Source organism: Mucilaginibacter sp. OK268 (genome assembly GCF_900103125.1).
Lineage (GTDB): Bacteria > Bacteroidota > Bacteroidia > Sphingobacteriales > Sphingobacteriaceae > Mucilaginibacter.
The window spans coordinates 18,832-43,533 of the sequence record NZ_FNJV01000006.1 but is presented as its reverse complement, the minus strand read 5'-3'; the positions used below and the strand labels follow the sequence as shown (position 1 = coordinate 43,533).

Sequence of the window (24,702 nt, the reverse complement as noted above, 5' to 3'; positions counted from 1 at the left end):
TTTATTATGCTTTTTCGTATTCAGAATGGTCAATACTATCAAACTTGATTAGGTTCTCTTTGTAGAATTCTACGTGAGACGGATCAAAGTGACCTTCGGCAATTTGTTTCTTCTTAGCCTGCTCACTCGCGCTCTTCAATAGTAATTTTACTTCGGCAATAGCTACAGAAGGCATTACCCTGATGAACAACAGGAACATGGTAAAGAATATACCGATAGATCCAACAAACACACCTACATCAACCCAGGTTGGGTAAAACATAGCCCAGCTCGAAGGAATGTAATCGCGGTGTAAGGAAACAACGATGATCACAAAACGCTCAAACCACATACCTATATTTACAATGATAGATAGTACCCATGAAATTGGGATATTGGTTCTAACTTTCTTTGACCACATCATCTGGGTCATCAATACGTTACAGCCATACATCATACAGGCAGCCCACCAGTACGGACCGATAAACCTGTTTAAGAAGGTATATTGTTCGTACTCGCCACCAGAATAGTAAGCGATAAAGAACTCTGTAATGTACGCCACACCTACTACCGAACCTGTTACCAGGATGATTTTGTTCATCGATTCGATGTGGAACATGGTGATGTAGTTTTCCAGACCTAATACTTTACGGGTTACCAGTAACAGTGTTTGCACCATGGCAAAACCTGAGAAGATAGCTCCCGCAACGAAGTAAGGAGGGAAAATGGTAGTGTGCCATCCCGGTTCAAGCGAGGTTGCAAAGTCCATAGATACAATGGTGTGTACCGAAAGTACCAGTGGTGTTGATAAACCTGCTAATATTAATGATACGGTTTCAAAACGCTGCCAGGTTTTAACTGAACCTGTCCAGCCGAATGAAGCTACCGAATAAATGCGGCGGCGTAAGCCTGTTGCACGGTCACGGATAGAAGCCATATCTGGCAATAAACCTGTGTACCAGAACACCAGTGAAACCGAGAAGTAAGTTGATATCGCGAATACGTCCCAGATCAGCGGTGAGTTAAAGTTAACCCATAATGAGCCATACTGGTTTGGTAAAGGCAATGAATAAACAGCCATCCACGGACGACCCATGTGAGCGCCGATATAGGTGGCCGCGCAAATTACCGCGAAGATGGTCATCGCCTCGGCCGAGCGGTTAATAGAGTTACGCCAGTTTTGACGGAACAGTAACAATACGGCCGAGATCAGGGTACCGGCGTGACCGATACCTACCCACCACACGAAACCGGTGATATCCCAGGCCCATCCTACTGTTTTGTTTAGTCCCCATGATCCAATTCCGTACCAGAAGGTGTAGCTGATAGAAACAACCCAAAGTAATGCTCCGAGCGAGGCTACCGTAAAACCGATCCACCAAGCTTTACTTGGCATATTTTCTACGGGACGTAATATATCGTCAGTGATCTGACCATAGGTAATGTCTTTACCCGTTATTAACGGTTCCCTTATTATTGATTCACTATGAGATGCCATATATTTTAATCTCTGTATATAAAAATTTTAAGCCTCTAATTCAACTGCGTTTCTAACTTTTACCTGGTAACCGATACCTGGTTGTACGTTTAACTCTTCCAGCACGTAGTAAGTTCTTTCGCTCTTCAGTGCTTTTGAAACTTCTGAATTAGGATCGTTTCTGTTACCAAAAACAATAGCGTTTGCAGAACATGTTTGCTGACAAGCCATTTTGATCTCGCCATCTTTCAACGGACGTTTTTCAATTTTAGCTTTCAGTTTACCAGCTTGTATACGTTGTACGCACATTGAGCATTTTTCCATTACACCGCGGAAACGGGTAACAACATCCGGGTTTAACACCAGTTGAGTATGCTCATTGTTCAGGTAGTTATCAAAACGTGAATCGTTCCAGTAGTTAAACCAGTTAAAGCGGCGTACTTTGTAAGGGCAGTTATTTGCGCAATAACGGGTACCTACACAACGGTTGTATGCCATCTGGTTTAAACCTTCTGATGAGTGAACGGTTGCTAATACCGGGCAAACTGTTTCGCAAGGTGCGTGGTCACAGTGCTGGCAAAGCATTGGCTGATGCACAACGGTTACGTTATCAAAAGCATCATCCTTTAATTTATCAATTTCGTACTCTTCAGTAATGCTTTCGCCTTTTTCTTCGTAGCTGTAATAACGGTCGATACGGATCCAGTGCATTTCGCGACGGCGGCGTACTTCGTCTTTACCAACTACAGGAATGTTATTTTCTGCGTTACAAGCTACCACACAGGCACCGCAACCGGTACAAGCGTTTAAGTCGATAGCCATAACCCAGTCATAAACCGGGCGATCATGGCTTGGTACATCCCATAAGCTTTCTTCGTCGTAGTTCTTATGGCCTTTTTCGTTGCCGCTGTGTACAGCAGGATTCTTTTTGTATTCGGCAAATTTAGCTTCGCGGATTACACTACGACCCTCGTAAGAGTGGTGCGTTTGTGTTTGCGCAAGCGGCGATTTGATACCTGTTGGGTTAAATTCGGTAACTACAGCAGTAGTCTGGAAAGTTCCGTTACGGAAGCTGTAGAAAGGGAATGCGTTTTTACCTACGTTATCACCTACCGGACCAGCATTTGTACGACCATAACCAACAGCTATGGATACCGTGCCTTGCGCCTGGCCTGGTTGTGCCAGTACAGGAAGCTCAACAGTATAACCATTAGCGGTTACTTTGATCACATCGCCTTCGCTTAGTTTCAGTTTTTTGATATCGGCAACAGAAACAGCTACAAAGTTATCCCAGGTAACTTTCGAAACCGGATCTGGCAATTCCTGTAACCATGGGTTGTTGGCACGTTTACCATCGCCTATTGCAGGTGACTGGTAAACTTGTAATTCAAACTTGCCTTCGCCAGCTGTAATTGAAGCGCTGTGGGTTAAAATAGTTTGTGCTACAGCGTTCAGGTCACGGTTAAAGGTGTAAGTACCTGCAGTGTTCGGCGTAGTTTTGATCATACCGGTTTGCAACAGGGTTTCCCAACCTTTTTGGCCAGATAAACCACCTTTAGCAAGCAGGCTTTCGTTCCAGGTGTTACGAACGAAGGTATAGTAATCTTTAACCGGGTTTTGTGCCCATACCAGTAAGCTGTGCTCGGCCTGGCGGGTGTTATATACCGGGTTAATGGTTGGCTGTATAACGGTGTAGTAACCTTCAGTAGCATTAGCATCGCCCCATGATTCCAGGTAATGGTGGTTTGGTGCTATTACATTTGATACTAATGCTGTTTCATCATCATGATCAGCGAAGGATATTCTCAGACTTGCTTTAGCCAGCGCGTCTTTAAATTCTTTTGCTTTAAAGTAATCGTAAGCAGGGTTAACATTCAGGAATAATACACCTGCAACTTCACCACGGCCTAATTCATTTACAAACTCAACAAACTCGGCATCGTTACCAGTGTATTGTTTTGATGGGTTATCCAGATCAATAGTAGTACCGTAGCTGCCCAGCAGGGAGTTGATGGCATTTACTAAAACCTGTGTAGCTACGTCATTTGAACCTGCTACTACCAAAGCTTTTCCTTTAGCGGCAACCAATTCTTTAGCGGCAATAGTGATAGCGTTTTCTGCTGCTTTGCTGCTTAATTTTTTTGAACCTGGTAAAGTAGTACCAGAAATGGCATTATATAAGTTGATGATTGCGATACCTTCTTCTGATGGTTTAATCGCTAAACGGTTATCGGCATTGGTACCGGTAATGCTCATGCCGCTTTCAAACTGGATGTGACGTGACATCTTTTTGCTTTCAAGCGACTTGTTGTTACGGTTTGATACGTACTGACGGGTAAACTCTTCGCCAGAGATCCAGGTTCCCAGGAAATCAGCGCCAAAACTTACAATTATATCAGCCTTATCAAAGTTATAGTGCGGTATTACGGCTTTACCAAAGCTGTTTTGGTTAGCTTGTATAATACCTGTATAAGATACGGCATCATAAGTAACATGTTTAGCTGTTGGGTATTGCTTAATAAAATCGGCAATTACAGCTAAAGTAGAAGGGCTGTTGATGCTTGATGTTACTAAGCGGATGTTTTTACCAGCTGCTTTAATAGCGGCCAGTTCTTTGATCACAAAAGCATCGATCTCAGACCATCCGGCTTCGCTGCCTTTCAGTTTTGGATCTTTTAAACGGTTTACATCATACAGATCCAGAACAGATGCCTGTGCCTGCGCGCTTAAGCCGCCTTTTGAAAAAATATCGTTAGGGTTACCTTCAACTTTAATAGGGCGACCTTCACGTGTTTTAACTAATATAGCCTGCCCCTCATAAGTTGAAGAATAGTAGTTAGCCACACCAGGTGTAACCTCTTCAGGTTTTATAAGGTAAGGGATTGATTTATGTACAGGTACACGCTGACAAGCTGCCAGGGTAACCGCGCCTACACCAAACCCAAGCGCCTTTAAAAAGTCGCGACGTGGGGTTTTAGCAGATAAACCATCTCCGCTGAGTATTTCCTCAATTGGAATAGGCTCGGCAAATTCGTTTTTATTTTTCTCAACAAATTCTGGTGTTCTGTTTAGTTCTTCTAAACCTTTCCAGTATTTTTTATTGCTGTCCATTTAAGTTATATAAACTGTAATGCTAAAATTCTTATTTATTAATAGTGGCACTTGCCGCACTCGATACCGCCTAACACCGCGGCTGTAACTTTCTCGCCCTTCTTGATCTTATCATGAGCAGCAAGTATGCTATCGTAGTAAGCGTTTCCTTTACCGTTAACTTCGGTACGTTTGTGGCACTGGATACACCATTTCATAGTTAATGGTGAATACTGGTAAACCTCTTTCATAGTTTGAACCGGACCATGGCAGGTTTGGCATTTGATGCCGCCAACTTTCACGTGCTGTGAGTGGTTAAAGTAAGCCAGATCTGGCAGGTTGTGAACGCGTATCCATTGGATAGGTTTAGCTGCGGTGCTGTCATACTTTTGAGTTTTTGGATCATAACCCAAAGCATCGTATATTTTATGTATCTCCGGCGACTCGGTTTTAACAACCTTGTGGCAGTTCATACAAACGTTAAGCGAAGGAATAGAAGCGTTCTTTGATTTGTAAGCACCGGTGTGGCAATACTGACAATCAATTTTCATGGTACCAGCGTGTAGCTCGTGTGAGTATTTGATAGGCTGTACCGGTTGGTAGCCTGTGTGCACGTTAGTGTTCCACAAGGTAACCCATCCCCAGCTGCCCATAGCAAGCGTACCGCAGATAATGATAAAGAATACCAGTTTCTTATTTTTCAGGATCCTTTTGATCAGATCTTTTTTCTTAGCCTCGGCTACTTCTTCGGCAGTTGGTTCAACCTCTTCATCAATAACAACACCTTTACCTTTTAACAGCAGACGCTCCAAAGTGGCTACTACCCTGTTTAATACCAGTATCACAATGAATGCAATAATGATAACAGCAACTAAGCCCCAGATAACCATACTGCTCGGACCAGTCTCAGCAGCAGCACCGGTAGCACCAGCAGCAACTACTGGTTTTTCCTTTATGGTTTTCCATTCGGCACGTGCATAAGCTATAACATTGGTTACATCAGCGTCAGAAAGCTCGGTAAATACCGTCATTCCTGCCTGGTTGAACTTGTTATAGATCGCCAATGCCTTAGGATTCTTGGCAGCGATCAGGGCCTGGTTGTTCTGAATCCATTTGATCAGGTATTTGTCGTCCGTTTCTTCAGTAAGTTGCGGACCCAATGCCGGGCCAATTAATTGCTGATCGATCTTATGACAGGCAGTACATTTGGATTTAAAGATGGCTTCGCCTTTAGCCGCGTCGGCCTGAGCATAAGCATTTGAAAAACCCCAAAAAGCAAACCCGGCAATTAAGAGAACCGACCTTGAGAATTGTTTAAAAATCAATGAGAAATTTCTCATAAAGTGTATTTATGCTAAATAATTTTATATTAATGTTTGAAACCGCTGTAAAGATGTACGCTCCATCTCATTATTTCAGGCACAAAAGTAAAATTTATTACAGTATCGCTGACACATAAATGACAGTAACCTATAATTTATAATCGTTCTAAATAATTACAAAAAGCCTTTTAAACAACGCAGGGAGGCTTTTTGGCCGGCAATGCAATTTTTTAAACACCAAACTGCATTGCCGGCATATTTGAAATTTAAATTATTGTTTTAATATCCAGGCAAATATCAATGGTGCAACAATGGTTGCATCGCTTTCTACAATAAACTTAGGGGTATGTATATCTAGCTTGCCCCAGGTTATTTTTTCGTTGGGTACCGCGCCTGAGTAGGAGCCGTACGAGGTAGTTGAATCTGATATCTGGCAAAAGTAGCTCCAGAACGGAACGTCGTGCATCTCCATATCCTGATAAAGCATAGGTACTACACATATCGGGAAGTCGCCGGCAATACCACCACCTATCTGGAAAAATCCTATTCCTTTGCCCGATGAGTTTTTGGTATACCAGTCGGCAAGCCATGCCATATACTCAATACCGCTCTTCATGGTTGATGCTTTTAGCTCACCTTTGATAATGTACGACGCAAAGATGTTACCCATAGTACTGTCTTCCCATCCTGGTACAACAATGGGCAGGTTTTTTTCGGCAGCGGCCAGCATCCATGAATTTTTAGGATCTATTTCATAGTACTGCTCCAACTCGCCGCTCAATAATATCTTATACATGTATTCATGCGGAAAATAACGCTCACCGCTATCATCAGCATCTTTCCATATTTTGTGTATATGTTTTTGCAAACGGCGGAAGGCTTCTTCCTCCGGGATACAGGTATCAGTAACACGGTTATAATGGTTCTCGAGCAGGTCCCACTCTTCCTGCGGACTCAGGTCACGATAGTTAGGCACTCTTTTATAGTGTGAGTGTGCTACCAGGTTCATGATATCCTCTTCCAGGTTGGCGCCAGTACAGGAAATAATGGCGATTTTATCCTGACGGATCATTTCGGCCAGCGAAATACCCAGTTCGGCGGTACTCATGGCACCGGCAAGGGTAACCATCATTTTGCCGCCTTCGTCAAGGTGTGTTTCATATCCTTTTGCCGCATCCATTAATGCTGCCGCATTAAAATGCAGATAGTTTTTTTCAATAAACTGCGAAATAGGTCCTCTTGTGATGCTCATAGTATCGTTATTAAAAATTCGGCACAAAAGTAGACATTTTTCAGATGTGCAGATATGCAAATTTTAGATGTGCAGATGAAAATTGATGTGCAGATATGCAGATGTGCGAATATGCAGATGATTCCTACTCCATGAAATTAGATTCTGGTCATTTATTCATCCAAAATTTGCACATCTGCACACCTGCACATTTGCACATTTGAAATCCTATATTTGCTGCACACTATATATGAAAAAAGTCATTACCGTTCTCTTTATATTTATCAGCGTTCCATCTGCATTTTCGCAAACACATCTCCTGCCCAAATTTATCAGGAAAATGTATTTTGATAAAGACACCACTAAAAAAAGCAGCTTTGTTATTTTACCAGTGCTAAGTTCCGCTCCCGAAACCGGGCTTGAGGTAGGCGGCGCAGGCTTATATTCTTTTTACACCGATACCGTAAGCCGGAATACCCGGGTATCCAACATTTTCGGATATGCCACCATAACCACTAAGGGCCAAAACAGGCTAAGCCTGAGCACCAGTTACTGGACACCGCAAAACAAATATCATTTTACAGCGGGTATCGGTTATATCAACTTTCCATTTGATTTTTATGGCATTGGCAATAATACTCTCAAAGCAAATACCGACCGTATTGGTCAAAAAAGACTTAAACTCAATTTTGCCGCAGAAAAAAAGGTAGCCGATAATTTTTATGTGGGCCTGGTTGCCGGTGGCGATCATTACAGTTTTAGCGATGGGCAACCCAACAGTATTTTTTATACCGACCCTCGGGTACAGTTCAGAAGCGGTGGTACCAGTGTTTACGTAGGGCCAAGCCTTATTTTCGACAGCCGAAACAATAACACTTACACCACCCGTGGTGCGTTGATCTCCACTTCCTTGCAGTTAACCAAAGGCTTATCCGGTTTTGATTACAAAGGGGGCTTTTTTAATATTGAGTACAGCCAGTTTTTCTCACTAAGCAAGAAACTGGTATTGGGGATAGACATCCAAGACCAAAGCTTGATAGGCGGTCAGTCGCCATTTTTTATGATGCCAACCCTGGGTAATGACGAAATTATGCGCGGCTACTACAATGGCCGTTACCGTGACCGTAACCTTACCGTTGGTCAAACCGAATTGCGTTATCGCCTCACTGAACGTATTGGCGTAGTAGGTTTTATAGGCACCGGCGAGGTGTTTAACAAAGACTTCAGCTTTAGCGAACTGAAACCAAACTACGGCGGCGGTCTCCGCTACTTTTTCGACATAGAAAAAGGCCTGAGTATACGTGCCGACTACGGTATTGGCCAAAAAATTGCCGGCGAAGCCAGGCAAAGCGGATTTTATGTGGGATTAGGGCAGGCGTTTTAATTTTTTGGAGCAAGGATTTTTGGAACAAAGAGCAAGGATTTTTCTTTTGTTATCTTCTGTCTTTATTCTTCCAGTCCTTGTTCCTTGCTCTAAAAATCCTTGCTCCCATTAATATTTGATCTTAAAATGCTCTTTCTCGGCCCTGCCTGATTTGAAGAATACCAGGCCGATCCAAAACAGATCGACCGTTACGGTAACCTGTGGGTGAGCTTTGATCTGTGCCCAAGCTTCTTTCATACCTTCGCTCCAGTAAATATCATCAAATATCAGCAGGGTATCTTCATGCACTTTTGGCAGGCACCATTCAAAATATTTCAAAGTGGCATCTTTTTGATGGTTGCCATCCACAAATACAAAGTCGAGCTGATCGAGTTTACGGATAACGCCCGGCAGGTTGTCATCAAAGTTGCCGGTTATCAGTTCAATCTCTTTAAAGCCTGCTTGCTCAAATGTTTCTTTGGCTACCCCTGCCGTTTGCGGGCAACCTTCCATGGTGTAAATATGGGCGTTGGGGGCACCCTCCTGCAGGTAAAGTGTGGTGATACCCAGGCAGGTACCCAGTTCAATAATATTGCGAGGTTTAAAGCGGGCAGCCAGCCGGTAAAGCAGTTGGGCCAGCTTGGGTTGCTTTAAAGCATTGGCAGCAATGTCGCCTATTCGTTTTTGGCGGTTATTATTCAAATGTGATCCTGCGCCCAGATCGGTCACGGTAATCACACGATTGTCAACAAGTAATTTTTTGCGGATATTTTCGATCTCGTGGTATGTTTTTTGGGCGGTGTGATCGTAAATAACTGAATCAACCAGCTGATAAACAAACGGAGAGTGTAAGCCGTGCCTGTTTTTTGCCCGAATGCGGTGCAACAGGTAATCCTTAACAAACCTAAAATTTAACATCGCTGTAAAAATAAATAAAGGTTTAGTATTTTAGCATTACAGCGTATGATTAATCCAACTGAAGTAAATTCCCTGATCCGCTTGCTTGACGACCCTGATAGTGAGATATATGAGCATGTGCATGACAAGCTGTTATCATACGGTGTGGAGGCCATCGCTTTCCTGGAAAGCGCTTTTGAGCAGGCTTTTGATGCCGTACAACAAGAGCGTATAGCCAACCTGGTTCATGAAATTCAGTTCATCACCCTTAAAAACGACCTGAAACTCTGGCACCAAAGCGGGGCGTTTGATTTGCTGCAAGGCATCCTCATCATTAACCGCTACCAATACCCCGATCTGGACGAACAAAAGATCATTAACCAGATAGAAGGCATCAAACGCGACATCTGGATACAGATGATGCATGAGGCCAGTCCAAAGGAGCAGATCAAGCTGATCAACCATGTGTTTTATAATATTTATGGTTTTAGCGGCAATACCTCTAATCACCTCGATCCGCAAAACAGCTATTTGAGCCAGGTGCTGGATATCAAAAAGGGGAATCAGATATCGCTGGCTATCATTTATTCGATAGTGGCTCAGAAGCTGGATATACCGGTATACGGTGTAAACCTGCCGCAGCATTTTATTTTAGCTTACCTGGACGAAAGTCAGCAAAGCGAATTTGAAAGCGGCATCCTGTTTTACATCAACGCCTTTAATAAGGGCTTTATATTTGGTCGTCGAGATGTAGATATGTTCCTGAAGCAGCTGAACCTGAAAGCCGATAAGCAGTTTTATGAACCCTGCTCCAATATCGATATCATTCGCCGGGTGATCCGCAACCTGATCAGCGCCTATGAGAATCTGGGCTCAGCAGAAAAGGTTGATGAGATGAACGAGTTGCTGTTGATTTTGGAATAATCAAATCCCCTACCCTCATTGATGCATACCCCATTGGATGATATCATTACTCCGCGATTGATACTTCGCCTCATGAGCAGTGATGTTGTTGATGCTTGTTTAGCCGGTAATTTACGAAGCGCCGGGCGATTGCTTGGAGCCAGCATTCCCAAAGAACTACTGGAGCACACCAGCAGTTTTAAATATGGACAACAACAATTACAGAATGACCCTGACTATTTCCCATGGTCGGCCCGGGCTGTTATTTTACCCGAGGAACAGGTGATGATTGGCCTGATCCGTTTTCACAGTCGCCCGGATGCGAAATACCTTCATGCTTACGTTCGGGACGCCGTTGAATTGGGCTACCGGATATTCAAAGGTTACCAAAGGCTCCGTTATGCTACCGAAGCCATAACCGCGGTGATGACCTGGGCACAAACCGAATTTGGCGTTAACAAATTTGTTGTTTCAGTATCGCCGGAGAATATACCATCCATGCAGTTGGTAAGCCGTTTAGGTTTTATAAAAATTGGCGAAGCGATGGATGATGTGGATGGTTTGGAGTATGTTTTACTATATGAGGTACAGCGTATTATAGGCGGGGCTATAAGCTAACTATTTCATACCCTCGACTTATCACAAATCCCTCAACTCCTGTGGATGTGTGAATGGAATAGTATTTTAAATCTTGATCAATCCTGATACTTTCAAGAAAACCTGGATTAAAATAATTGCGCATCCGTTCTAAGTATAACTTTTGTTCGACCAAAAAATCATCGAAGCTTTCGGATTCGGTTATATCAAATACAATATTGTCTTGCTGAAAACTACTAAACTCCTGTAAAACTACACCATAAAAGCTGAGCTTACGCTTAATAGTTAAGCCGTTAGGTCTATCGTTTTTTAAAAGATAATTTTCTAAGGTTAACGCCGTAATCTTCTTGTGAAAACTTATGCAGATGTCCTGAATAATACCGTCATGAAAATTCTCTGGAATCGATTTTATCATCCTGTTTACTTCCCCTTCAAAAACCCATTCTCATCTAACCAGTTGGTAGCCCAATCAAACCATTTGCCTTTGTTTTTGGAATTGTTTAAGCCAAAGCCATGACCGCCTTCCTGAAACAGGTGCATTTCGGCCTTTACGCCATTTTTAAGCAGGGCATCATAAAACAGCAGGCTGTTTTGTACAGGTACGGTTTTATCATCCTCGGCATGTACTAAAAACGTAGGTGGTGTGCTGGCGGTAATTTGTTTCTCATTGGAATACAGATCAACCTGTGCCGCAGATGGTGTTTTACCGATCAGGTTTTCGCGCGAACCCACATGGGCCTGCGCTCCAAAAGTGATCACCGGGTAAATCAGCATCATAAAATCGGGACGTACGCTGATGTTCTCTTTATTTTCAATGACAGGTTTATCAAAATGAGTACCGGCTGTAGAGGCAAGGTGACCTCCTGCCGAAAAACCGATGATACCGATCTTGTTAGGGTCAATACCCCATTCTGCCGCCCGTTTGCGGACGATCATAATGGCAGTTTGCGCATCCTGCAGCGGCCCTATGGATTTATCCTGCATGATCTCGTCGCTAGGCAGGCGGTATTTTAAAACAAAAGCGGTAACACCAATTTTATTAAACTCCTGCGCAATGGCCATACCCTCATGTCCCGAAGCCAAACCAGAATAACCACCCCCCGGGATAACAATTACTGCCGCTCCATTAGCTTTATCTTTTGACAAAAAATAGGGTGTAAGTGTTGGCTGGCTAACGTGATCTATCCAGGAAGATTCATTTGTTTTCTCAACATAAGCAGCAGGGGTCGGCTTGGAATCGGGTACACCTTTGGGATATAATGGGATTGCTTTTTCCTGGCTATATGCCGCCGTTGTTACTATCATTAAAATAAAAGCTGATAAAATGTTTTTCATAAAAAGACTTGTAAATGGTTTAGCAAGTTACAATTTCTGTTTAAAACAAAAAACGGTGCTATCATAATTGAAGCACCGTTAAATTTTTAATAAGACATGTGGGATCCCGAAATAAATTCGGGATGACTTGCGTGTATTTATTTAGCTTTTGGGCCCGCCAAATTCCATCAGGTAAGCTTTTAAAAATTCGTTAAGCTCACCATCCAATACCGCGGCGGCATTGGAGGTTTCATGATCGGTACGCAGGTCTTTCACCAGTTTGTATGGGTGAAGCACGTAGTTACGGATCTGTGAGCCCCACTCAATTTTCTTTTTGTTGCCTTCAATAGCATTCGAGATCTCCATGCGCTTACGCATTTCAATTTCATACAATTGCGATTTGAGCAAGCGGATAGCATTATCCTTATTTTGCAGCTGCGAACGCGATTCCTGGTTTTTGATAATAATACCCGATGGCTTGTGATATAAACGCACCGCGGTTTCCACCTTGTTCACGTTCTGCCCGCCGGCGCCGCCAGAGCGGAAGGTTTCAAACTCAATATCGGCAGGGTTAATATCGATCTCAATCGTATCATCAACCAGGGGATAAACATATACCGACGCGAACGAGGTATGGCGCTTGGCATTGGCATCAAACGGCGATACCCGTACCAAACGGTGAACACCGTTCTCCCCTTTTAAATATCCATAAGCAAAGTCGCCTTCCAGTTGCAGGGTTACGGTTTTTACACCGGCCACGTCACCTGGCTGGTAATCCTGCTCGGTAACTTTGTAGCCGTTTTTTTCGCCCCACATAATATACATACGCATGAGCATACCCGCCCAGTCGCAGCTTTCGGTACCACCGGCACCTGCTGTAATCTGCAATACGGCATTAAACTGATCTTCCTCAGCCGAAAGCATATTTTTGAATTCCAGCTCTTCAACTACTTTGATGGCTGTGTTATATTGCTCCTGCATTTCTGCTTCGGTAGCATCACCACCCTGGTAAAATTCAAAAAGCACGCCGGCATCATCAATTACGGATGACACTTTCTGAAACTCATCTGTCCATACTTTTTTGGTTTTGATGGATGCCAGTACTTTTTCGGCTTCTTTGGGCTGATCCCAGAAATGGGGGCCAACAGTTATTTCCTGTTCTATTTTTAATTGGTCAAGCTTCTTGTCGATGTCAAAGATGCCTCCTCAGGGAAACTAATCTATCCCTTAAATCCTGAATCTGTTCTTTAGTCATTTGGCAAATATATACAATTTGATAATCGGCATAAATAAAAAAGTTCCGTAAAGCAGTGAGGGTGATATTCTATTAAGCTATGCTTAAAAGAGGGAGGGAAATATGATCCATGGACAAAGTAATAGCCTATGGTTAAACATTTCAAAAAAGGCTGTCATGCTCCGTCGAAGTATGGTGGGCAGGCCTCTGCGCTCTACCCTTCGACGGAGCTCAGGGTGACAGCCCCCCTTTTTGGATATTATTTATTTGTTCTGTCTAACCGTGTGCTATTACTTTAAACAGAGGCTATTTTGCTAAAAAGTGGGTTTACATGGTTTACACTTTTCATGGTTTACACTTTTTTATATATTTGAAAATAAGATAATTACATTAATTTTTATATCAAAAGTGGGTTTACACTGTAAACCATAATTTTCGACCGTATTGCCATCTGAATAAATTCCGGAAGGAATCGGTCAAAGTAAACCCACACGTTTGCACCAACAAAAAAGGCCCGCAAATTTGCGGGCCTTATCAGGGGGTTATATTTTATTAAGCCACCATCAGTTTATTAACCAATAAGCTCAGGTCGGCCTTGTTACCATTTAGTTTGGTAAGCATGTTAGTTAATCCAAATTCTTTGATCTGTTCGCTTTTCGACTCTCTTACCAATTCCTGCATCACCTGCGGTATCAGCGCGTTTGCAGTAGCCAGTGATTGCACAGGGTCGATATGATAAAAAGTATTTAAACGATTGGCAAAGCGGTTAACCATGCTTGATACTAATGAATGATTGTAAATACCCGACGATTGAAAGTACTTAACAAGCTCTTTCAATTTGCCATTTTCCATATGGCCTTTTAAAACCTCAATAATTGAACTTGAGGCTTCAATCATCACTGCCTCGCGGTGCTTAGCAGGTATCACAGGGTTGTTAATAACAGCCGTCCCGGCGTTATTTTTTACAAGCAAAAAAAGTTTTTCAAACATGACCTTTTTTATTTTTACTTTTAAATTTACAAATTGATGATAAATCGTCCATTTGATTACCAACAAGACAAATATATCAAATAACTATTTGAAATATCCAAACAATTGTCAAATATTTTTAAAATTTTCGTAATTTTTAGGTGTAAAACAAACACTATCTAAGCAGTGTTAAAACAACACTAAGAATTGTTAGTTTAATATTTAATATCCACCTAACAATTAACTTGTTACTTTTGTTAAAAAACACTTCAATTATGCTGCCAAATATCGATTTTACCACCACCCAGAGTTATAAATATTTAACAGATCATTACATCGATATCGTATCGAAAAGCCTGAAAGAGCTATTTGATACTGATAAAGAGCGTTTTACGAAATTTCATATCCAGTTTGAAGACATTTTGTTTGACTATTCCAAAAACCGGATAGACGAGCAAACTATCGCTTTATTGATACAGTTAGCTAAGGAATGTTCAGTAAATAAGGCAATTGAGGCTATGTTCTCTGGCGAAAGAATTAACGTTACTGAAGACCGCCCGGTGCTGCATATTGCCCTGCGTAACCGTAGCAACAAACCTATTTATGTTGACGGCAAAGATGTGATGCCCGATGTAAATAAAGTGCTTGATCACATGAAAGATTTTAGTCACGCCATTATATCAGGCGACTGGAAAGGCTACACCGGTAAACCGATCACCGATGTGGTTAATATTGGTATAGGTGGATCTGACCTGGGCCCGGTAATGGTTACCGAAGCATTAAAGGCTTACAAGAACCATTTGACCCTGCATTTTGTATCTAACGTTGATGGTACGCACATTGCAGAAACCTTAAAAGTTGTTGATCCGGAAACTACTTTATTCCTGATCGCTTCTAAAACATTCACTACGCAGGAAACAATGGCGAATGCCCATAGCGCACGCGACTGGTTCCTAGCTGCCGGGGCCAAAGAGGCTGATGTGGCCAAACATTTCGCGGCTCTGTCAACCAACTCAGCTGCTGTCGGAAAATTCGGTATCGACACCAAAAACATGTTTGAGTTTTGGGATTGGGTTGGCGGTCGTTACTCTTTATGGAGCGCTATTGGCCTGTCTATCTCTTTAAGCATTGGCTTTGATAATTTTGTGAAATTGCTGGAAGGCGCTCATGCTACCGACGAGCATTTCCGCACTACCGAGTTCGACCAGAACATCCCGGTGATACAGGCTTTAATTGGCATCTGGTACAACAACTTCTTCGAGTCGGAAACCAACGTCATCTTGCCTTATGATCAGTACATGCATCGCTTTGCCGCTTACTTTCAACAAGGCGATATGGAAAGCAATGGTAAACATGTGGATCGCAACGGCAAAGAGGTTGATTACTCTACCGGCCCGATCATCTGGGGCGAACCAGGCACCAATGGTCAGCACGCTTTTTATCAGCTCATACACCAGGGTACTAAACTGATCCCTGCCGATTTTATAGCGCCTGCACAATCACACAATCCGCTTGGCGAACATCATAACATGTTACTGTCAAACTTCTTTGCGCAAACCGAAGCTTTAATGAACGGCAAAACCGAAGAAGTAGTGATCGACGAGTTAAAAGCAGCCGGAAAATCAGAAGCAGAGATAGCTGAAATAGCACCTTTCAAAGTGTTTGAAGGCAACCGCCCTACCAATTCATTCCTGCTTAAAAAGATCACTCCGCATACCCTGGGTTCGTTAATTGCCCTATATGAGCACAAAATATTTGTACAAGGTATTATCTGGAACATTTACAGCTTTGATCAATGGGGTGTTGAACTGGGCAAACAACTGGCCGGCAAAATTCTCCCTGAGCTAAAAGATAACAGCGAGATCAGCAGTCATGATTCATCAACTAACGGTTTGATCAATCAGTATAAAGCCTGGAGGTAGTCCCCCAGCCCCCTAAAGGGGGGCATCAAGATGTCAGATGTGCAAATTTCAGATGTGCAGATGCTTTTAATATCTCGGATCATTTGCATATCTGCACATCTGAAATTTGCACATCAAAAAGCAGGAGTCGATTTAATCGGCTCCTGCTTTTTTTATGTTTTTTATTTTCTCCACGCTTAAACTTTAGCGCTAAAACAGTCTCTATACCTGTATAATTTAAGAGCAATTAATATGACCAAACCTTTTAAACCTATCATAATAGTACTGTTGACTGTTATGCTTGCATCATGCGGTGTAATCCGCGAAAACATAAATGCGGGAAGACCTGTAAATTTGAGCGTACTAAAATTAGGGATGAGCAAAGATGAAGCGCAGAAATACTTAAACAAAAAGCCAGATAATACCGTGGCTGCAAAAAACTATCCCGACACTAAAACATTTATTGAGGTAGTACAATACAGCCAACAATACTATCAGAATGGCGATACAAACCGACCCGTAAGTGAAAGCTACTGGCTATATTTTGTAAACGATAAACTCGACAAATGGGAAAAAGCCAACCCACATCACACACCCTGGATTTAGCTCCCCAGCCGTCAGATTCTGATTCTTTGAAGAGTAATAGCAATATTGGTAAAAAAAGAGGGCTGTCACCCTGAGCTCCGTCGAAGGGGCGAGCGTAGAGGCCTGCCCACCATGCTTCGACGGAGTTCAGCATGACAGCCTTTTTTGATAGCGGCCAATTATGGCTTGTAACATGGCTCCGTTTAAAACATCTAAACTTAAACCCTGCCATTGAAAACCTTTATTACCAAACATCCTGTAGCCGCGTTTATTATTCTAACTTTTGCCATCAGTTTTCTGATCGGTTTTCCGCTGAAACTATTTATTCTTAATCAGCTATTCCGGGGCCAGGAACTTGGCTTGAATTATTATTCTAAAATTTTTATAGTTTTTGGCCCGGCGTTGGCAGCTATTATAGTAACCTCCGTCACATCAGGTAAAGCCGGAATAACAGCCCTGCTTGGTAAATTAAAACCAAACACAAAACATCTTATTTGGTGGCTGGCTCTTCCTGTGACAGGCACATTACTCACGATGTTGGCATTTATGATTCAAGGGGCTACAACGCAAGAAATGATTAGCGCGATCGTCAAAAACAGGGGCCTTTTTTTAGCGCATTTGGCACTAACAACGCTGATCATCGGTATTGGTGAAGAATTAGGATGGCGGGGATGGTTATTGCCCAGACTTTCAAAAGGCCGAACGATAACATCAGCAATCTTGATGGTATTCATCATTTGGGCATTGTGGCATTTCCCTTTGTTGCTTAGTGGTTACAAAGTGGCCATCCCTTTCCTGATTATCAATTTATCAATGTCTATCATATTCACCTGCGTATGGCAACGGGTAAACGGAAACATATTTGTACTGGCCATTGCACATGCTTCAGTTGATTTTCCGGAAGCTTTTTTCGAAAGCAGGGCCCTTGCCACCGGGCATAGCTGGAATGATATATTAAATATGTGGGCTGTACTAAGCATTATTTATGCAGTACCAGCCATCATAGTTTTCTTTACTTTAATAGCTCCTAAATCTCCTGAAGGGCATTTGCACATCTGAAATTTTCATATCTACACATCTTGATGTTCCCCCTTTAGGGGGGCGGGGGCTATTTACCCAGCTTTATCTGGTACAAATGCGGCCACTTTTTGCCGGTTACAAACAAGCGCTTACCTTGTGCATCCCAGGCAATGCCATTCATTACATCGGCATTGGGATTTCTGGATGCTTCCGGATATAAATTGCTCAGATCAATCTTTTGCAGTACCGCACCGGTTTTAGGGTCAATTACCAATATATTATTAGTCTTATAAACATTGGCGTACAACTTGCCATCAATATATTCCAGTTCATTAACTTCTTCTACCTGGCCTTTGTCATCATACACATCTATAAAACCAATTTGCTTATAAGTGTCTTTATCCAGGAAAAAGATCCGGTTGGTTTTATCGTCCATGTACAGTTTTTTACCGTCAAAACACATACCCCAACCTTCTATGCCCACATTATTGGTAAAAGTGCTCAGTAATTTAAAAGTATCTTTATCATACACATAGCCTATCTTTTCCAGGTAGGTAAGCTGAATGAGCTTGTTGCCTACAATAGAGATACCTTCGCCAAAAACTTTGGGATCAAGCATAATTTGTTTGATCGATTTGCCGGTAGCCAGATCAACTTTTCTTAATCTTGACTGCACATCTTTTGATTGTCCCGGCGGAGGGTCAAGATAACCGCCCCCGCTTTCATAAAGCGCGCCATCCTGGTAAAGCAAGCCTTCGGTATAGCAGCTGGTATCATGCGGAAACACTTTTTCAACCTTATAGGTCAGCATCTCAGGTGCTTTTGCTGCTGTCAAAATAATATTGGTGGTTACCTCCTGGTCTTTGCCCCCGGCATATACTTTAGCGGTAATCAATTTAATCCCCAAAGGGATGGTATCAGTTTTCAGACTGATTCCTGCCGAATCTTTACCCACACCTAATTTTAAGGCATCCAGCATGTACACAATAGAGTCGGGCTTTGCATCTGCAGGTAGACTTACCTTGATCTTTGCCTCATCACCTGACTTGTAGGAGGTACCCGCTTCCGGACTGATAGTATAGTCAGCGCCGGTATCTTTTGGCTTATTATTGCAACTGCAGCCAAATGCCAATAAGGCGCAGGCGGCAAAAAGTACTTTTATTTTATTATTCATCAATATATCAGCTGGTCGAAGGCCAAAACGCATCTTCAATATGGTTTAGTATATAATTTTTATCCCTGTCAAACAAAATAGCGATGATATCAAACCGCACATCGCCCTGGTGGTTCATGAGGTAAATATATTCATCTGCAGCATCAGCCAGTAATTTTTGTTTACGGGCATCCACAAAATCCTCCGGTTCACCAAAACCGTTGCCAGTGCGGGTTTTTACCTCGGTAAATATAATAACCTTGTCTTTATAAGCAATCAGGTCTATCTCGGCTTTTCCGTGGGTCCAGTTCTCATCCAGTATTTCATAACCGGTATTTTCCAGGTGTGTTTTGGCTAAAGCTTCGCCGGCGCGGCCCAGATCAAGGTGTTTGGCCATTATTTATATGAGTCAAGAACCAAGAATTAAGACAATAATAAAAAAAGACAACAGCAAGCGTGCAGTTAAGTGGATTTACCGCTGTACTAAAAATCATATATGAGCTGATTTTTTTGCGCTTATCTTGATTCCTGACTCTAATATCTTGATTCCCGTTTTGCATTATTTGATAATTACCGAGCCTAAAAAATCGGAGATCATTTTCTCGACCTTCTTCATACGCATATACTGGTTCAGCAATATTTCCTGATCGGCCTCGGTCTCGGCCTTTTGCAGCTCGTTACGCAGGTTCTCGAGCATCTTACCCACTTTATGCTTTTTGAGGTGGAATATGGCACCCAGGATGGCAGCCTTCATGTTATCCTGCTCATCATGTATCATGATCCGGTGCATCTCGTACCAGTTCTCGCTCAGCGTATACTTGGTAGCCAGCATGGTTACGGTGAGATCAACGATCCCCTTATCCTGATGATGGATAAAATAGGTATCGTCGGGCAGCACACCGTTCTCTACCTCCTGCCGGTACAGGTCTGTAAACATCTTGCAAACAGGATGTTCAAAGGTAACGTCGCCCAGTTCGGCTATCATGAACGGGCCGATATAAGTATTGGCGATGCCGTCCCAGTCGATCATTCTATTTCCATACAAAAGCAATAGCCTGATGATCTCTTTTTCCTGCGAGCTCTCGTCTTTTGCCTCCTGAATCTCGGGCTCATCAAAAAAGTTGGGCTCATCCGGAGGCTGTTGCGGCGAGTACCGGGTATTTTGTTGCTGCTGACCATCCTTTTTGGCCTTGGCCTGCCGCATTTTATTCAGTTCAGATAGCAGCGAACGCTCATCTATCTGTAATAGATAACTACATTCCTTAATAAAAACCGAAGCCTTGATCGAGTCGGGGATCTTGGCAATGCTCTCCACAATCTCGCGGATGATCTCGGCTTTCTTTATCGGGTCGTTACCGGCATCTTTTAAAAGCAGGTTGGCTTTATAGAGGATAAAATCCTTTTTATTTTCCTCGATGTGCTTTTTGAAGGCGTTGGTACCTACCAATCGCACATAGGAGTCGGGGTCATGTCCATCGGGGAAAGAAACCACTTTTACATTAAGTCCCGCTTCCAATATCATATCCAATCCCCGCAGCGAGGCTTTGATACCAGCCGCATCGCCATCATACAAAATGGTGATATTCTGCGTAAAACGACCTATCAGCCTGATCTGTTCCGAAGTTAATGAGGTACCCGACGATGCCACCACATTTTCGATACCCGCCTGGTGAACCGAAAGCACATCGGCATAACCTTCAACCAAGTAACAATTATCTTCATCGCGGATAGCTTTTTTGGCAAAATATAAGCCGTAAAGTACATTTGATTTATGGTAGATCTCGCTCTCGGGAGAGTTTACGTATTTGGGTACATTTTTATCTTTCTTCAGCGTACGGCCACCAAAGGCTATAACACGCCCGGTAAAACTATGTATCGGGAACATCACACGGCCCCGGTATCTGTCGTACAAGGTACCATTATCGCGCTTCACCGACAGCCCGCTTTCTTCCAAAAACTGCTGCTGATAACCCTGATTGATGGCGGTACCGGTAAAGGCCTCCCATTGATCTGGCGAATAGCCGAGCTCGAATTTTTTAATGGTTTCGGTACTAAAACCGCGCTCTTTAAAATAGCTCAGGCCGATATTTCTACCCTCTTCGCTATCCAGCAGACTTTCATGAAAAAATTTGGCAGCAAAAGCCGTCACGATCATGAGACTTTCGCGGCGCAGATCTTCTTCCTTATTTTCCGGGTGATCAATGGTTTCTTCAACCTCGATACCGTACTTTTTGGCCAGCCATTTTAGAGCTTCGGGATAACTGAATTTCTCCAGCTCCATTAAAAAAGTAACAGCCGAACCACCCTTACCTGTCGAGAAATCCTTAAAAATACCTTTCGCCGGCGATACCGTGAACGATGGAGTACGCTCATTGGCAAAAGGCGACAAGCCCACGTAGTTTGCACCACGCTTTTTTAACTGCACAAATTCTCCTATCACCTCCACAATGTCGGTGGCTTCCATAATACGGTCGATAGTGGATTTTATGATCATGCGCTAAAATGCAAAGGTAGAGTATCGGGTATCAAGTATCAAGTAGTTAGTATCAAGTATCATGGGTTCTTTTATAAAAAGAATTGCGTTTGTCTTGATACCTGATACTAACTACTTGATACTAACCGATTGCTTTCCTTTTAAAAATGTTACGGCTATACCTGCAAGTACAATTATGCTGCCTATTATTTCTTTCAACTGTAAACTTTCGTGCAGCAAAATCACCGCTATAATACCGGCAATTACCGTTTGTCCCAAAAGCGCTATGGCTACCTTTGTACTCTCCAAAAACCGCAGCGAATAGTTAATGGTTATCCAGCCGGTTAACTGGCAAAGCAGGCTCATCCCTAAAAAGCAAAGCCAGCTGTTTAAAGAAAAGTTAACCAGGTTATTACCCTGCCAGCAGCTGATGATCAGCAGAAATAAACTCGCCGCCAACATGTTATAAAACATAAACGACAGGGTGCCTATCCTTTGTAAAATATTATTGGTTATCACAATGTAAACCGAATAAAACATGCTGGCTAAAAGCGCCAATACAATGCCAATATTAAACTGGAGATTTATTATATTCTGATAACCCACTAAAATGATCATCCCCAAAATAGCAATACCTGTACCCACCCAAAACAACATGCCCGACTTTTTACGCAAAATAAAAAAGCTAATAAGCCCCACCCAAACCGGGGCCAGGTTAGCCAGCAAGGTTGATACAGTGGCGCTGATATGTCCCAATGAAATATTCCACACGGCAATATCTGAGGCAAAGATGAGGCCGCCCAAAAAAGCGGTTAACAGATCTTTAGTGGCTATTTTAAGATTTACCTTCCAGAAACACCATGGAGCCAATACCAGCCAGGCCAAAAACACCCGGTAAAAAGCCGCAGTAATTGGGGGCGCTCCGCAAAGCTTTACAAATATGGGTGAAAAGGCTATACATAAAATACCAATAAAAAGGCTGATCTTGGGGTTCATAGGGGCGATAGGTGAGCGGCAAATTTAAGGAAATAGGTTATCATTAAGATCCTGATATTTATTTTTAAAGAGAGACACATGTGACGTGTCTCTACAATCAGAATCAACCGTAGAGACACATTACATGTGTCTCCTAACCCTCATGATTATAATCATTAAGGCCAAAATTACCCGTACCATTACATAATTAATTGTATTTTTGCGGCTCTAAAATTTTATACAATATGAGTCAGCGAGTAAAGATTAAAGCATTGCTGCAAAGTCAGCAAACCGACATTGATGTAACAGTAAAAGGATGGGTGCGTGCATTCCGTTCCAATCGTTTCATTGCTTTAAATGATGGCTCAACAAATAATAATATCCAAATTGTTGTCGACTTTGAAAATACCGATCCTGCCCTGTTAAAACGCATTACTGTAGGCGCTGCTTTAAGCGTTGCTGGTAAATTAGTTGCGTCACAAGGTAAAGGTCAAAACGTTGAGGTTATAGCCACCGATATTGAAATACTGGGCGACAGCGATCCTGAAAAATACCCCATCCAGCCTAAAAAACATAGTCTGGAGTTTTTGAGGGAGAACGCCCACCTGCGTTTCCGCACCAGTACTTTTGGGGCGATATTTAGGGTGCGCAACAGCCTGGCTTTCGCGGTACACCAGTTTTTCCAGGAGCGTGGTTTTGTTTACCTGCATACCCCGGTGATCACTGCATCTGACGCGGAAGGCGCGGGCGAAACTTTCCACGTAACCAATTTCGACCTGGATGACATCCCGAAAACAGATACCGGCGAGATCGATTTTAAACAGGACTTTTTTGGCCGCCCTACCAACCTTACCGTATCCGGGCAGTTGGAAGGGGAGCTTGGCGCCATGGCCCTGAGTGATGTGTATACTTTTGGCCCAACTTTCCGTGCCGAAAATTCCAATACCACCCGCCACCTGGCCGAGTTTTGGATGATAGAACCCGAAGTTGCCTTCAACAGCCTGGACGATAACATGGACCTGGCCGAAGAGATGCTGAAATACGTGATCAAATACGCTTTGGACAAAAACGCCGATGATATCGAGTTTTTAACCGAACGCCTGGCCGAGGAAGAAAAACAAAAACCGCAGAACGAACGCTCCGAAATGACCCTGCTCGAAAAACTGCAGTTTTGTTTAACCCATGATTTTGAACGCCTTACTTATACCGAAGCTATTGAGATCCTGAAGGAATCGCCCCCGAACAAAAAGAAAAAGTTCCAATACCCTATTGAGGGCTGGGGAACCGATCTGCAAAGCGAGCACGAGCGTTACCTGGTGGAGAAACATTTCAAAAAACCGGTGATCCTGACCGATTATCCAAAGGAGATCAAGGCATTTTACATGCGCCAGAACGACGACGGCAAAACCGTTGGCGCTATGGATATCCTGTTCCCTGGCATTGGTGAAATTATAGGTGGATCGGCGCGTGAAGAACGTTTGGATAAACTGGAGCAACGCATGGATGAAATGAATATCCCTAAAGACGAGCTTTGGTGGTACCTGGATACCCGTCGTTTTGGCTCTTGTCCGCACGCTGGTTTTGGCCTGGGTTTTGAACGCCTGGTGCTGTTTGTAACCGGCATGGGCAATATCCGCGATGTGATCCCTTTCCCAAGGTTCCCGAAAAATGCTGAGTTTTAAATCTCACCTTAACCCTCTCCTTTTAGGAGGGGGTTTTGTATTTTTAGCCCATGCCCGTAATTGAATTAGCTACCCATATCAATGCGCCTATCGAAAAGTGTTTCGACCTGGCCCGGAATATTGATGTGCATGTGGCCTCAACCCGGCATACTGGCGAAACCGCAATCGCGGGTCGAACCAGCGGACTCATTGAACTGGGTGAATGGGTTACCTGGCGCGCTAAACATTTTGGTGTTTGGCAAACCTTAACCTCAAAGATCACCGAACTGGAATACCCCAACTTTTTTACCGACGAAATGGTGCAGGGCGCTTTCAAAAATTTCAGGCATGAGCATTACTTCTTTGCGATCAAAGAGGAAACGCTCATGAAGGACATTTTCCGGTACGAGTCGCCGTACGGCACTGTATTCGATCTTGTTTTTTTGCAAAACCATATGCGCCGGCTTTTAGAAAAACGCAACCTGGTGATCAAAGAAATGGCTGAGGCCCCCCCAGCCCCCTAAAGGGGGAGCAATTAATAATTTAAAGTAAAAATAT

The 24,702-nt window shown here is 43.0% G+C and carries 21 protein-coding genes; 8 read left to right on the top strand and 13 right to left on the bottom strand.

All coding sequences use genetic code 11. The annotated features are described in order from the left end of the window. Positions 1-4: 4 nt before the first annotated feature. The 4 genes from nrfD to BLR84_RS18605 all read right to left on the bottom strand — a co-directional run bounded on the left by nrfD (position 5) and on the right by BLR84_RS18605 (position 7,120). Entirely contained in the window at positions 5-1,477 is a 1,473-nt protein-coding gene (gene nrfD / locus BLR84_RS18620) for an NrfD/PsrC family molybdoenzyme membrane anchor subunit (protein WP_090471148.1), read from the bottom strand. A gap of 27 nt (positions 1,478-1,504) precedes the next feature. Continuing rightward, complete coding sequence (locus tag BLR84_RS18615) at positions 1,505-4,567, bottom strand: TAT-variant-translocated molybdopterin oxidoreductase (protein ID WP_090471146.1); 3,063 nt, start codon at positions 4,565-4,567, stop codon at positions 1,505-1,507. A gap of 38 nt (positions 4,568-4,605) precedes the next feature. Further along, positions 4,606-5,886, bottom strand: coding sequence for a c-type cytochrome (locus tag BLR84_RS18610; protein ID WP_090471145.1), 1,281 nt, complete (start codon positions 5,884-5,886; stop codon positions 4,606-4,608). 253 nt (positions 5,887-6,139) lie between these two features. Then, positions 6,140-7,120: a deoxyhypusine synthase family protein gene (locus BLR84_RS18605; RefSeq protein WP_076378712.1), complete on the bottom strand. Its 981-nt coding sequence runs from the start codon at positions 7,118-7,120 to the stop codon at positions 6,140-6,142. A 229-nt stretch (positions 7,121-7,349) separates the two neighbouring features. Here BLR84_RS18605 and BLR84_RS18600 point away from each other — a divergent pair, with 229 nt between their 5' ends. Next, a complete protein-coding gene (locus BLR84_RS18600; protein WP_090471143.1) occupies positions 7,350-8,483 on the top strand; it encodes a BamA/TamA family outer membrane protein in 1,134 nt (377 codons plus the stop codon). 108 nt (positions 8,484-8,591) lie between these two features. Here BLR84_RS18600 and BLR84_RS18595 read toward each other — a convergent pair whose 3' ends face one another. After that, a complete protein-coding gene (locus BLR84_RS18595; protein WP_090471140.1) occupies positions 8,592-9,380 on the bottom strand; it encodes an O-methyltransferase in 789 nt (262 codons plus the stop codon). Positions 9,381-9,425: 45 nt separating this feature from the next. Here BLR84_RS18595 and BLR84_RS18590 point away from each other — a divergent pair, with 45 nt between their 5' ends. Then, positions 9,426-10,283: a transglutaminase family protein gene (locus BLR84_RS18590; RefSeq protein ID WP_090471138.1), complete on the top strand. Its 858-nt coding sequence runs from the start codon at positions 9,426-9,428 to the stop codon at positions 10,281-10,283. A 21-nt stretch (positions 10,284-10,304) separates the two neighbouring features. Next, the gene (locus BLR84_RS18585; protein ID WP_090471136.1) at positions 10,305-10,880 is read left to right on the top strand and encodes a GNAT family N-acetyltransferase; all 576 of its coding nucleotides are present in this window, start codon (positions 10,305-10,307) and stop codon (positions 10,878-10,880) included. Here the strand turns inward: BLR84_RS18585 and BLR84_RS18580 are convergent. From BLR84_RS18580 to BLR84_RS18565, 4 genes are all read right to left on the bottom strand, one after another. Next, on the bottom strand, positions 10,870-11,274 hold the full coding sequence (locus BLR84_RS18580) for a hypothetical protein (RefSeq protein WP_090471134.1): 405 nt from the start codon (positions 11,272-11,274) through the stop codon (positions 10,870-10,872). The two genes, BLR84_RS18585 and BLR84_RS18580, sit on opposite strands and share 11 nt — an antisense overlap. 5 nt (positions 11,275-11,279) lie before the next feature. Further along, the gene (locus BLR84_RS18575) at positions 11,280-12,194 is read right to left on the bottom strand and encodes an alpha/beta hydrolase (protein WP_090471132.1); all 915 of its coding nucleotides are present in this window, start codon (positions 12,192-12,194) and stop codon (positions 11,280-11,282) included. Between the two features lie 141 nt (positions 12,195-12,335). Then, positions 12,336-13,428 (bottom strand): peptide chain release factor 2 gene (prfB, locus tag BLR84_RS18570; protein WP_143013942.1). Its coding sequence is split into 2 segments (ribosomal slippage): positions 12,336-13,367 and positions 13,369-13,428, totalling 1,092 coding nucleotides; the frame shifts between segments, so codons are not numbered across the junction. 531 nt (positions 13,429-13,959) lie between these two features. Then, the gene (locus tag BLR84_RS18565) at positions 13,960-14,397 is read right to left on the bottom strand and encodes a hypothetical protein (RefSeq protein WP_143013941.1); all 438 of its coding nucleotides are present in this window, start codon (positions 14,395-14,397) and stop codon (positions 13,960-13,962) included. A 254-nt stretch (positions 14,398-14,651) separates the two neighbouring features. Between BLR84_RS18565 and pgi the strand changes: the two genes are divergently transcribed. From pgi to BLR84_RS18550, 3 genes are all read left to right on the top strand, one after another. Further along, complete coding sequence (gene pgi, locus BLR84_RS18560) at positions 14,652-16,298, top strand: glucose-6-phosphate isomerase (RefSeq protein WP_090471128.1); 1,647 nt, start codon at positions 14,652-14,654, stop codon at positions 16,296-16,298. Between the two features lie 231 nt (positions 16,299-16,529). After that, positions 16,530-16,883: an outer membrane protein assembly factor BamD gene (locus BLR84_RS18555; protein ID WP_090471126.1), complete on the top strand. Its 354-nt coding sequence runs from the start codon at positions 16,530-16,532 to the stop codon at positions 16,881-16,883. Positions 16,884-17,093: 210 nt separating this feature from the next. Then, the gene (locus BLR84_RS18550) at positions 17,094-17,921 is read left to right on the top strand and encodes a CPBP family intramembrane glutamic endopeptidase (protein ID WP_090471124.1); all 828 of its coding nucleotides are present in this window, start codon (positions 17,094-17,096) and stop codon (positions 17,919-17,921) included. A gap of 49 nt (positions 17,922-17,970) precedes the next feature. Here BLR84_RS18550 and BLR84_RS18545 read toward each other — a convergent pair whose 3' ends face one another. From BLR84_RS18545 to BLR84_RS18530, 4 genes are all read right to left on the bottom strand, one after another. After that, complete coding sequence (locus tag BLR84_RS18545; RefSeq protein ID WP_090471122.1) at positions 17,971-19,056, bottom strand: glutaminyl-peptide cyclotransferase; 1,086 nt, start codon at positions 19,054-19,056, stop codon at positions 17,971-17,973. A 7-nt stretch (positions 19,057-19,063) separates the two neighbouring features. Beyond that, entirely contained in the window at positions 19,064-19,432 is a 369-nt protein-coding gene (locus tag BLR84_RS18540) for a YraN family protein (protein ID WP_090471120.1), read from the bottom strand. 162 nt (positions 19,433-19,594) lie between these two features. After that, positions 19,595-21,529 (bottom strand): DNA primase, encoded by a 1,935-nt coding sequence (gene dnaG, locus BLR84_RS18535; RefSeq protein ID WP_090471118.1) that lies wholly within the window; start codon positions 21,527-21,529, stop codon positions 19,595-19,597. 111 nt (positions 21,530-21,640) lie between these two features. Then, a complete protein-coding gene (locus BLR84_RS18530) occupies positions 21,641-22,504 on the bottom strand; it encodes a DMT family transporter (RefSeq protein ID WP_090471116.1) in 864 nt (287 codons plus the stop codon). A 224-nt stretch (positions 22,505-22,728) separates the two neighbouring features. Here BLR84_RS18530 and asnS point away from each other — a divergent pair, with 224 nt between their 5' ends. Continuing rightward, positions 22,729-24,165, top strand: coding sequence for an asparagine--tRNA ligase (gene asnS, locus BLR84_RS18525; RefSeq protein ID WP_090471114.1), 1,437 nt, complete (start codon positions 22,729-22,731; stop codon positions 24,163-24,165). 50 nt (positions 24,166-24,215) lie between these two features. Further along, positions 24,216-24,668 carry an SRPBCC family protein gene (locus BLR84_RS18520; protein WP_090471112.1) on the top strand — a complete coding sequence of 151 codons (453 nt, stop codon included), beginning with the start codon at positions 24,216-24,218 and terminating at the stop codon, positions 24,666-24,668. Positions 24,669-24,702 lie beyond the last annotated feature (34 nt).

Bases quoted from the DNA above. Each gene is read 5' to 3' on its own strand.
- nrfD (WP_090471148.1), bottom strand. From the start codon at position 1,477: ATGGCATCTCATAGTGAATCAATAATAAGGGAACCGTTAATAACGGGT.
- BLR84_RS18615 (WP_090471146.1), bottom strand. From the start codon at position 4,567: ATGGACAGCAATAAAAAATACTGGAAAGGTTTAGAAGAACTAAACAGA.
- BLR84_RS18610 (WP_090471145.1), bottom strand. From the start codon at position 5,886: ATGAGAAATTTCTCATTGATTTTTAAACAATTCTCAAGGTCGGTTCTC.
- BLR84_RS18605 (WP_076378712.1), bottom strand. From the start codon at position 7,120: ATGAGCATCACAAGAGGACCTATTTCGCAGTTTATTGAAAAAAACTAT.
- BLR84_RS18600 (WP_090471143.1), top strand. From the start codon at position 7,350: ATGAAAAAAGTCATTACCGTTCTCTTTATATTTATCAGCGTTCCATCT.
- BLR84_RS18595 (WP_090471140.1), bottom strand. From the start codon at position 9,380: ATGTTAAATTTTAGGTTTGTTAAGGATTACCTGTTGCACCGCATTCGG.
- BLR84_RS18590 (WP_090471138.1), top strand. From the start codon at position 9,426: ATGATTAATCCAACTGAAGTAAATTCCCTGATCCGCTTGCTTGACGAC.
- BLR84_RS18585 (WP_090471136.1), top strand. From the start codon at position 10,305: ATGCATACCCCATTGGATGATATCATTACTCCGCGATTGATACTTCGC.
- BLR84_RS18580 (WP_090471134.1), bottom strand. From the start codon at position 11,274: ATGATAAAATCGATTCCAGAGAATTTTCATGACGGTATTATTCAGGAC.
- BLR84_RS18575 (WP_090471132.1), bottom strand. From the start codon at position 12,194: ATGAAAAACATTTTATCAGCTTTTATTTTAATGATAGTAACAACGGCG.
- BLR84_RS18565 (WP_143013941.1), bottom strand. From the start codon at position 14,397: ATGTTTGAAAAACTTTTTTTGCTTGTAAAAAATAACGCCGGGACGGCT.
- pgi (WP_090471128.1), top strand. From the start codon at position 14,652: ATGCTGCCAAATATCGATTTTACCACCACCCAGAGTTATAAATATTTA.
- BLR84_RS18555 (WP_090471126.1), top strand. From the start codon at position 16,530: ATGACCAAACCTTTTAAACCTATCATAATAGTACTGTTGACTGTTATG.
- BLR84_RS18545 (WP_090471122.1), bottom strand. From the start codon at position 19,056: ATGAATAATAAAATAAAAGTACTTTTTGCCGCCTGCGCCTTATTGGCA.
- BLR84_RS18540 (WP_090471120.1), bottom strand. From the start codon at position 19,432: ATGGCCAAACACCTTGATCTGGGCCGCGCCGGCGAAGCTTTAGCCAAA.
- dnaG (WP_090471118.1), bottom strand. From the start codon at position 21,529: ATGATCATAAAATCCACTATCGACCGTATTATGGAAGCCACCGACATT.
- BLR84_RS18530 (WP_090471116.1), bottom strand. From the start codon at position 22,504: ATGAACCCCAAGATCAGCCTTTTTATTGGTATTTTATGTATAGCCTTT.
- asnS (WP_090471114.1), top strand. From the start codon at position 22,729: ATGAGTCAGCGAGTAAAGATTAAAGCATTGCTGCAAAGTCAGCAAACC.
- BLR84_RS18520 (WP_090471112.1), top strand. From the start codon at position 24,216: ATGCCCGTAATTGAATTAGCTACCCATATCAATGCGCCTATCGAAAAG.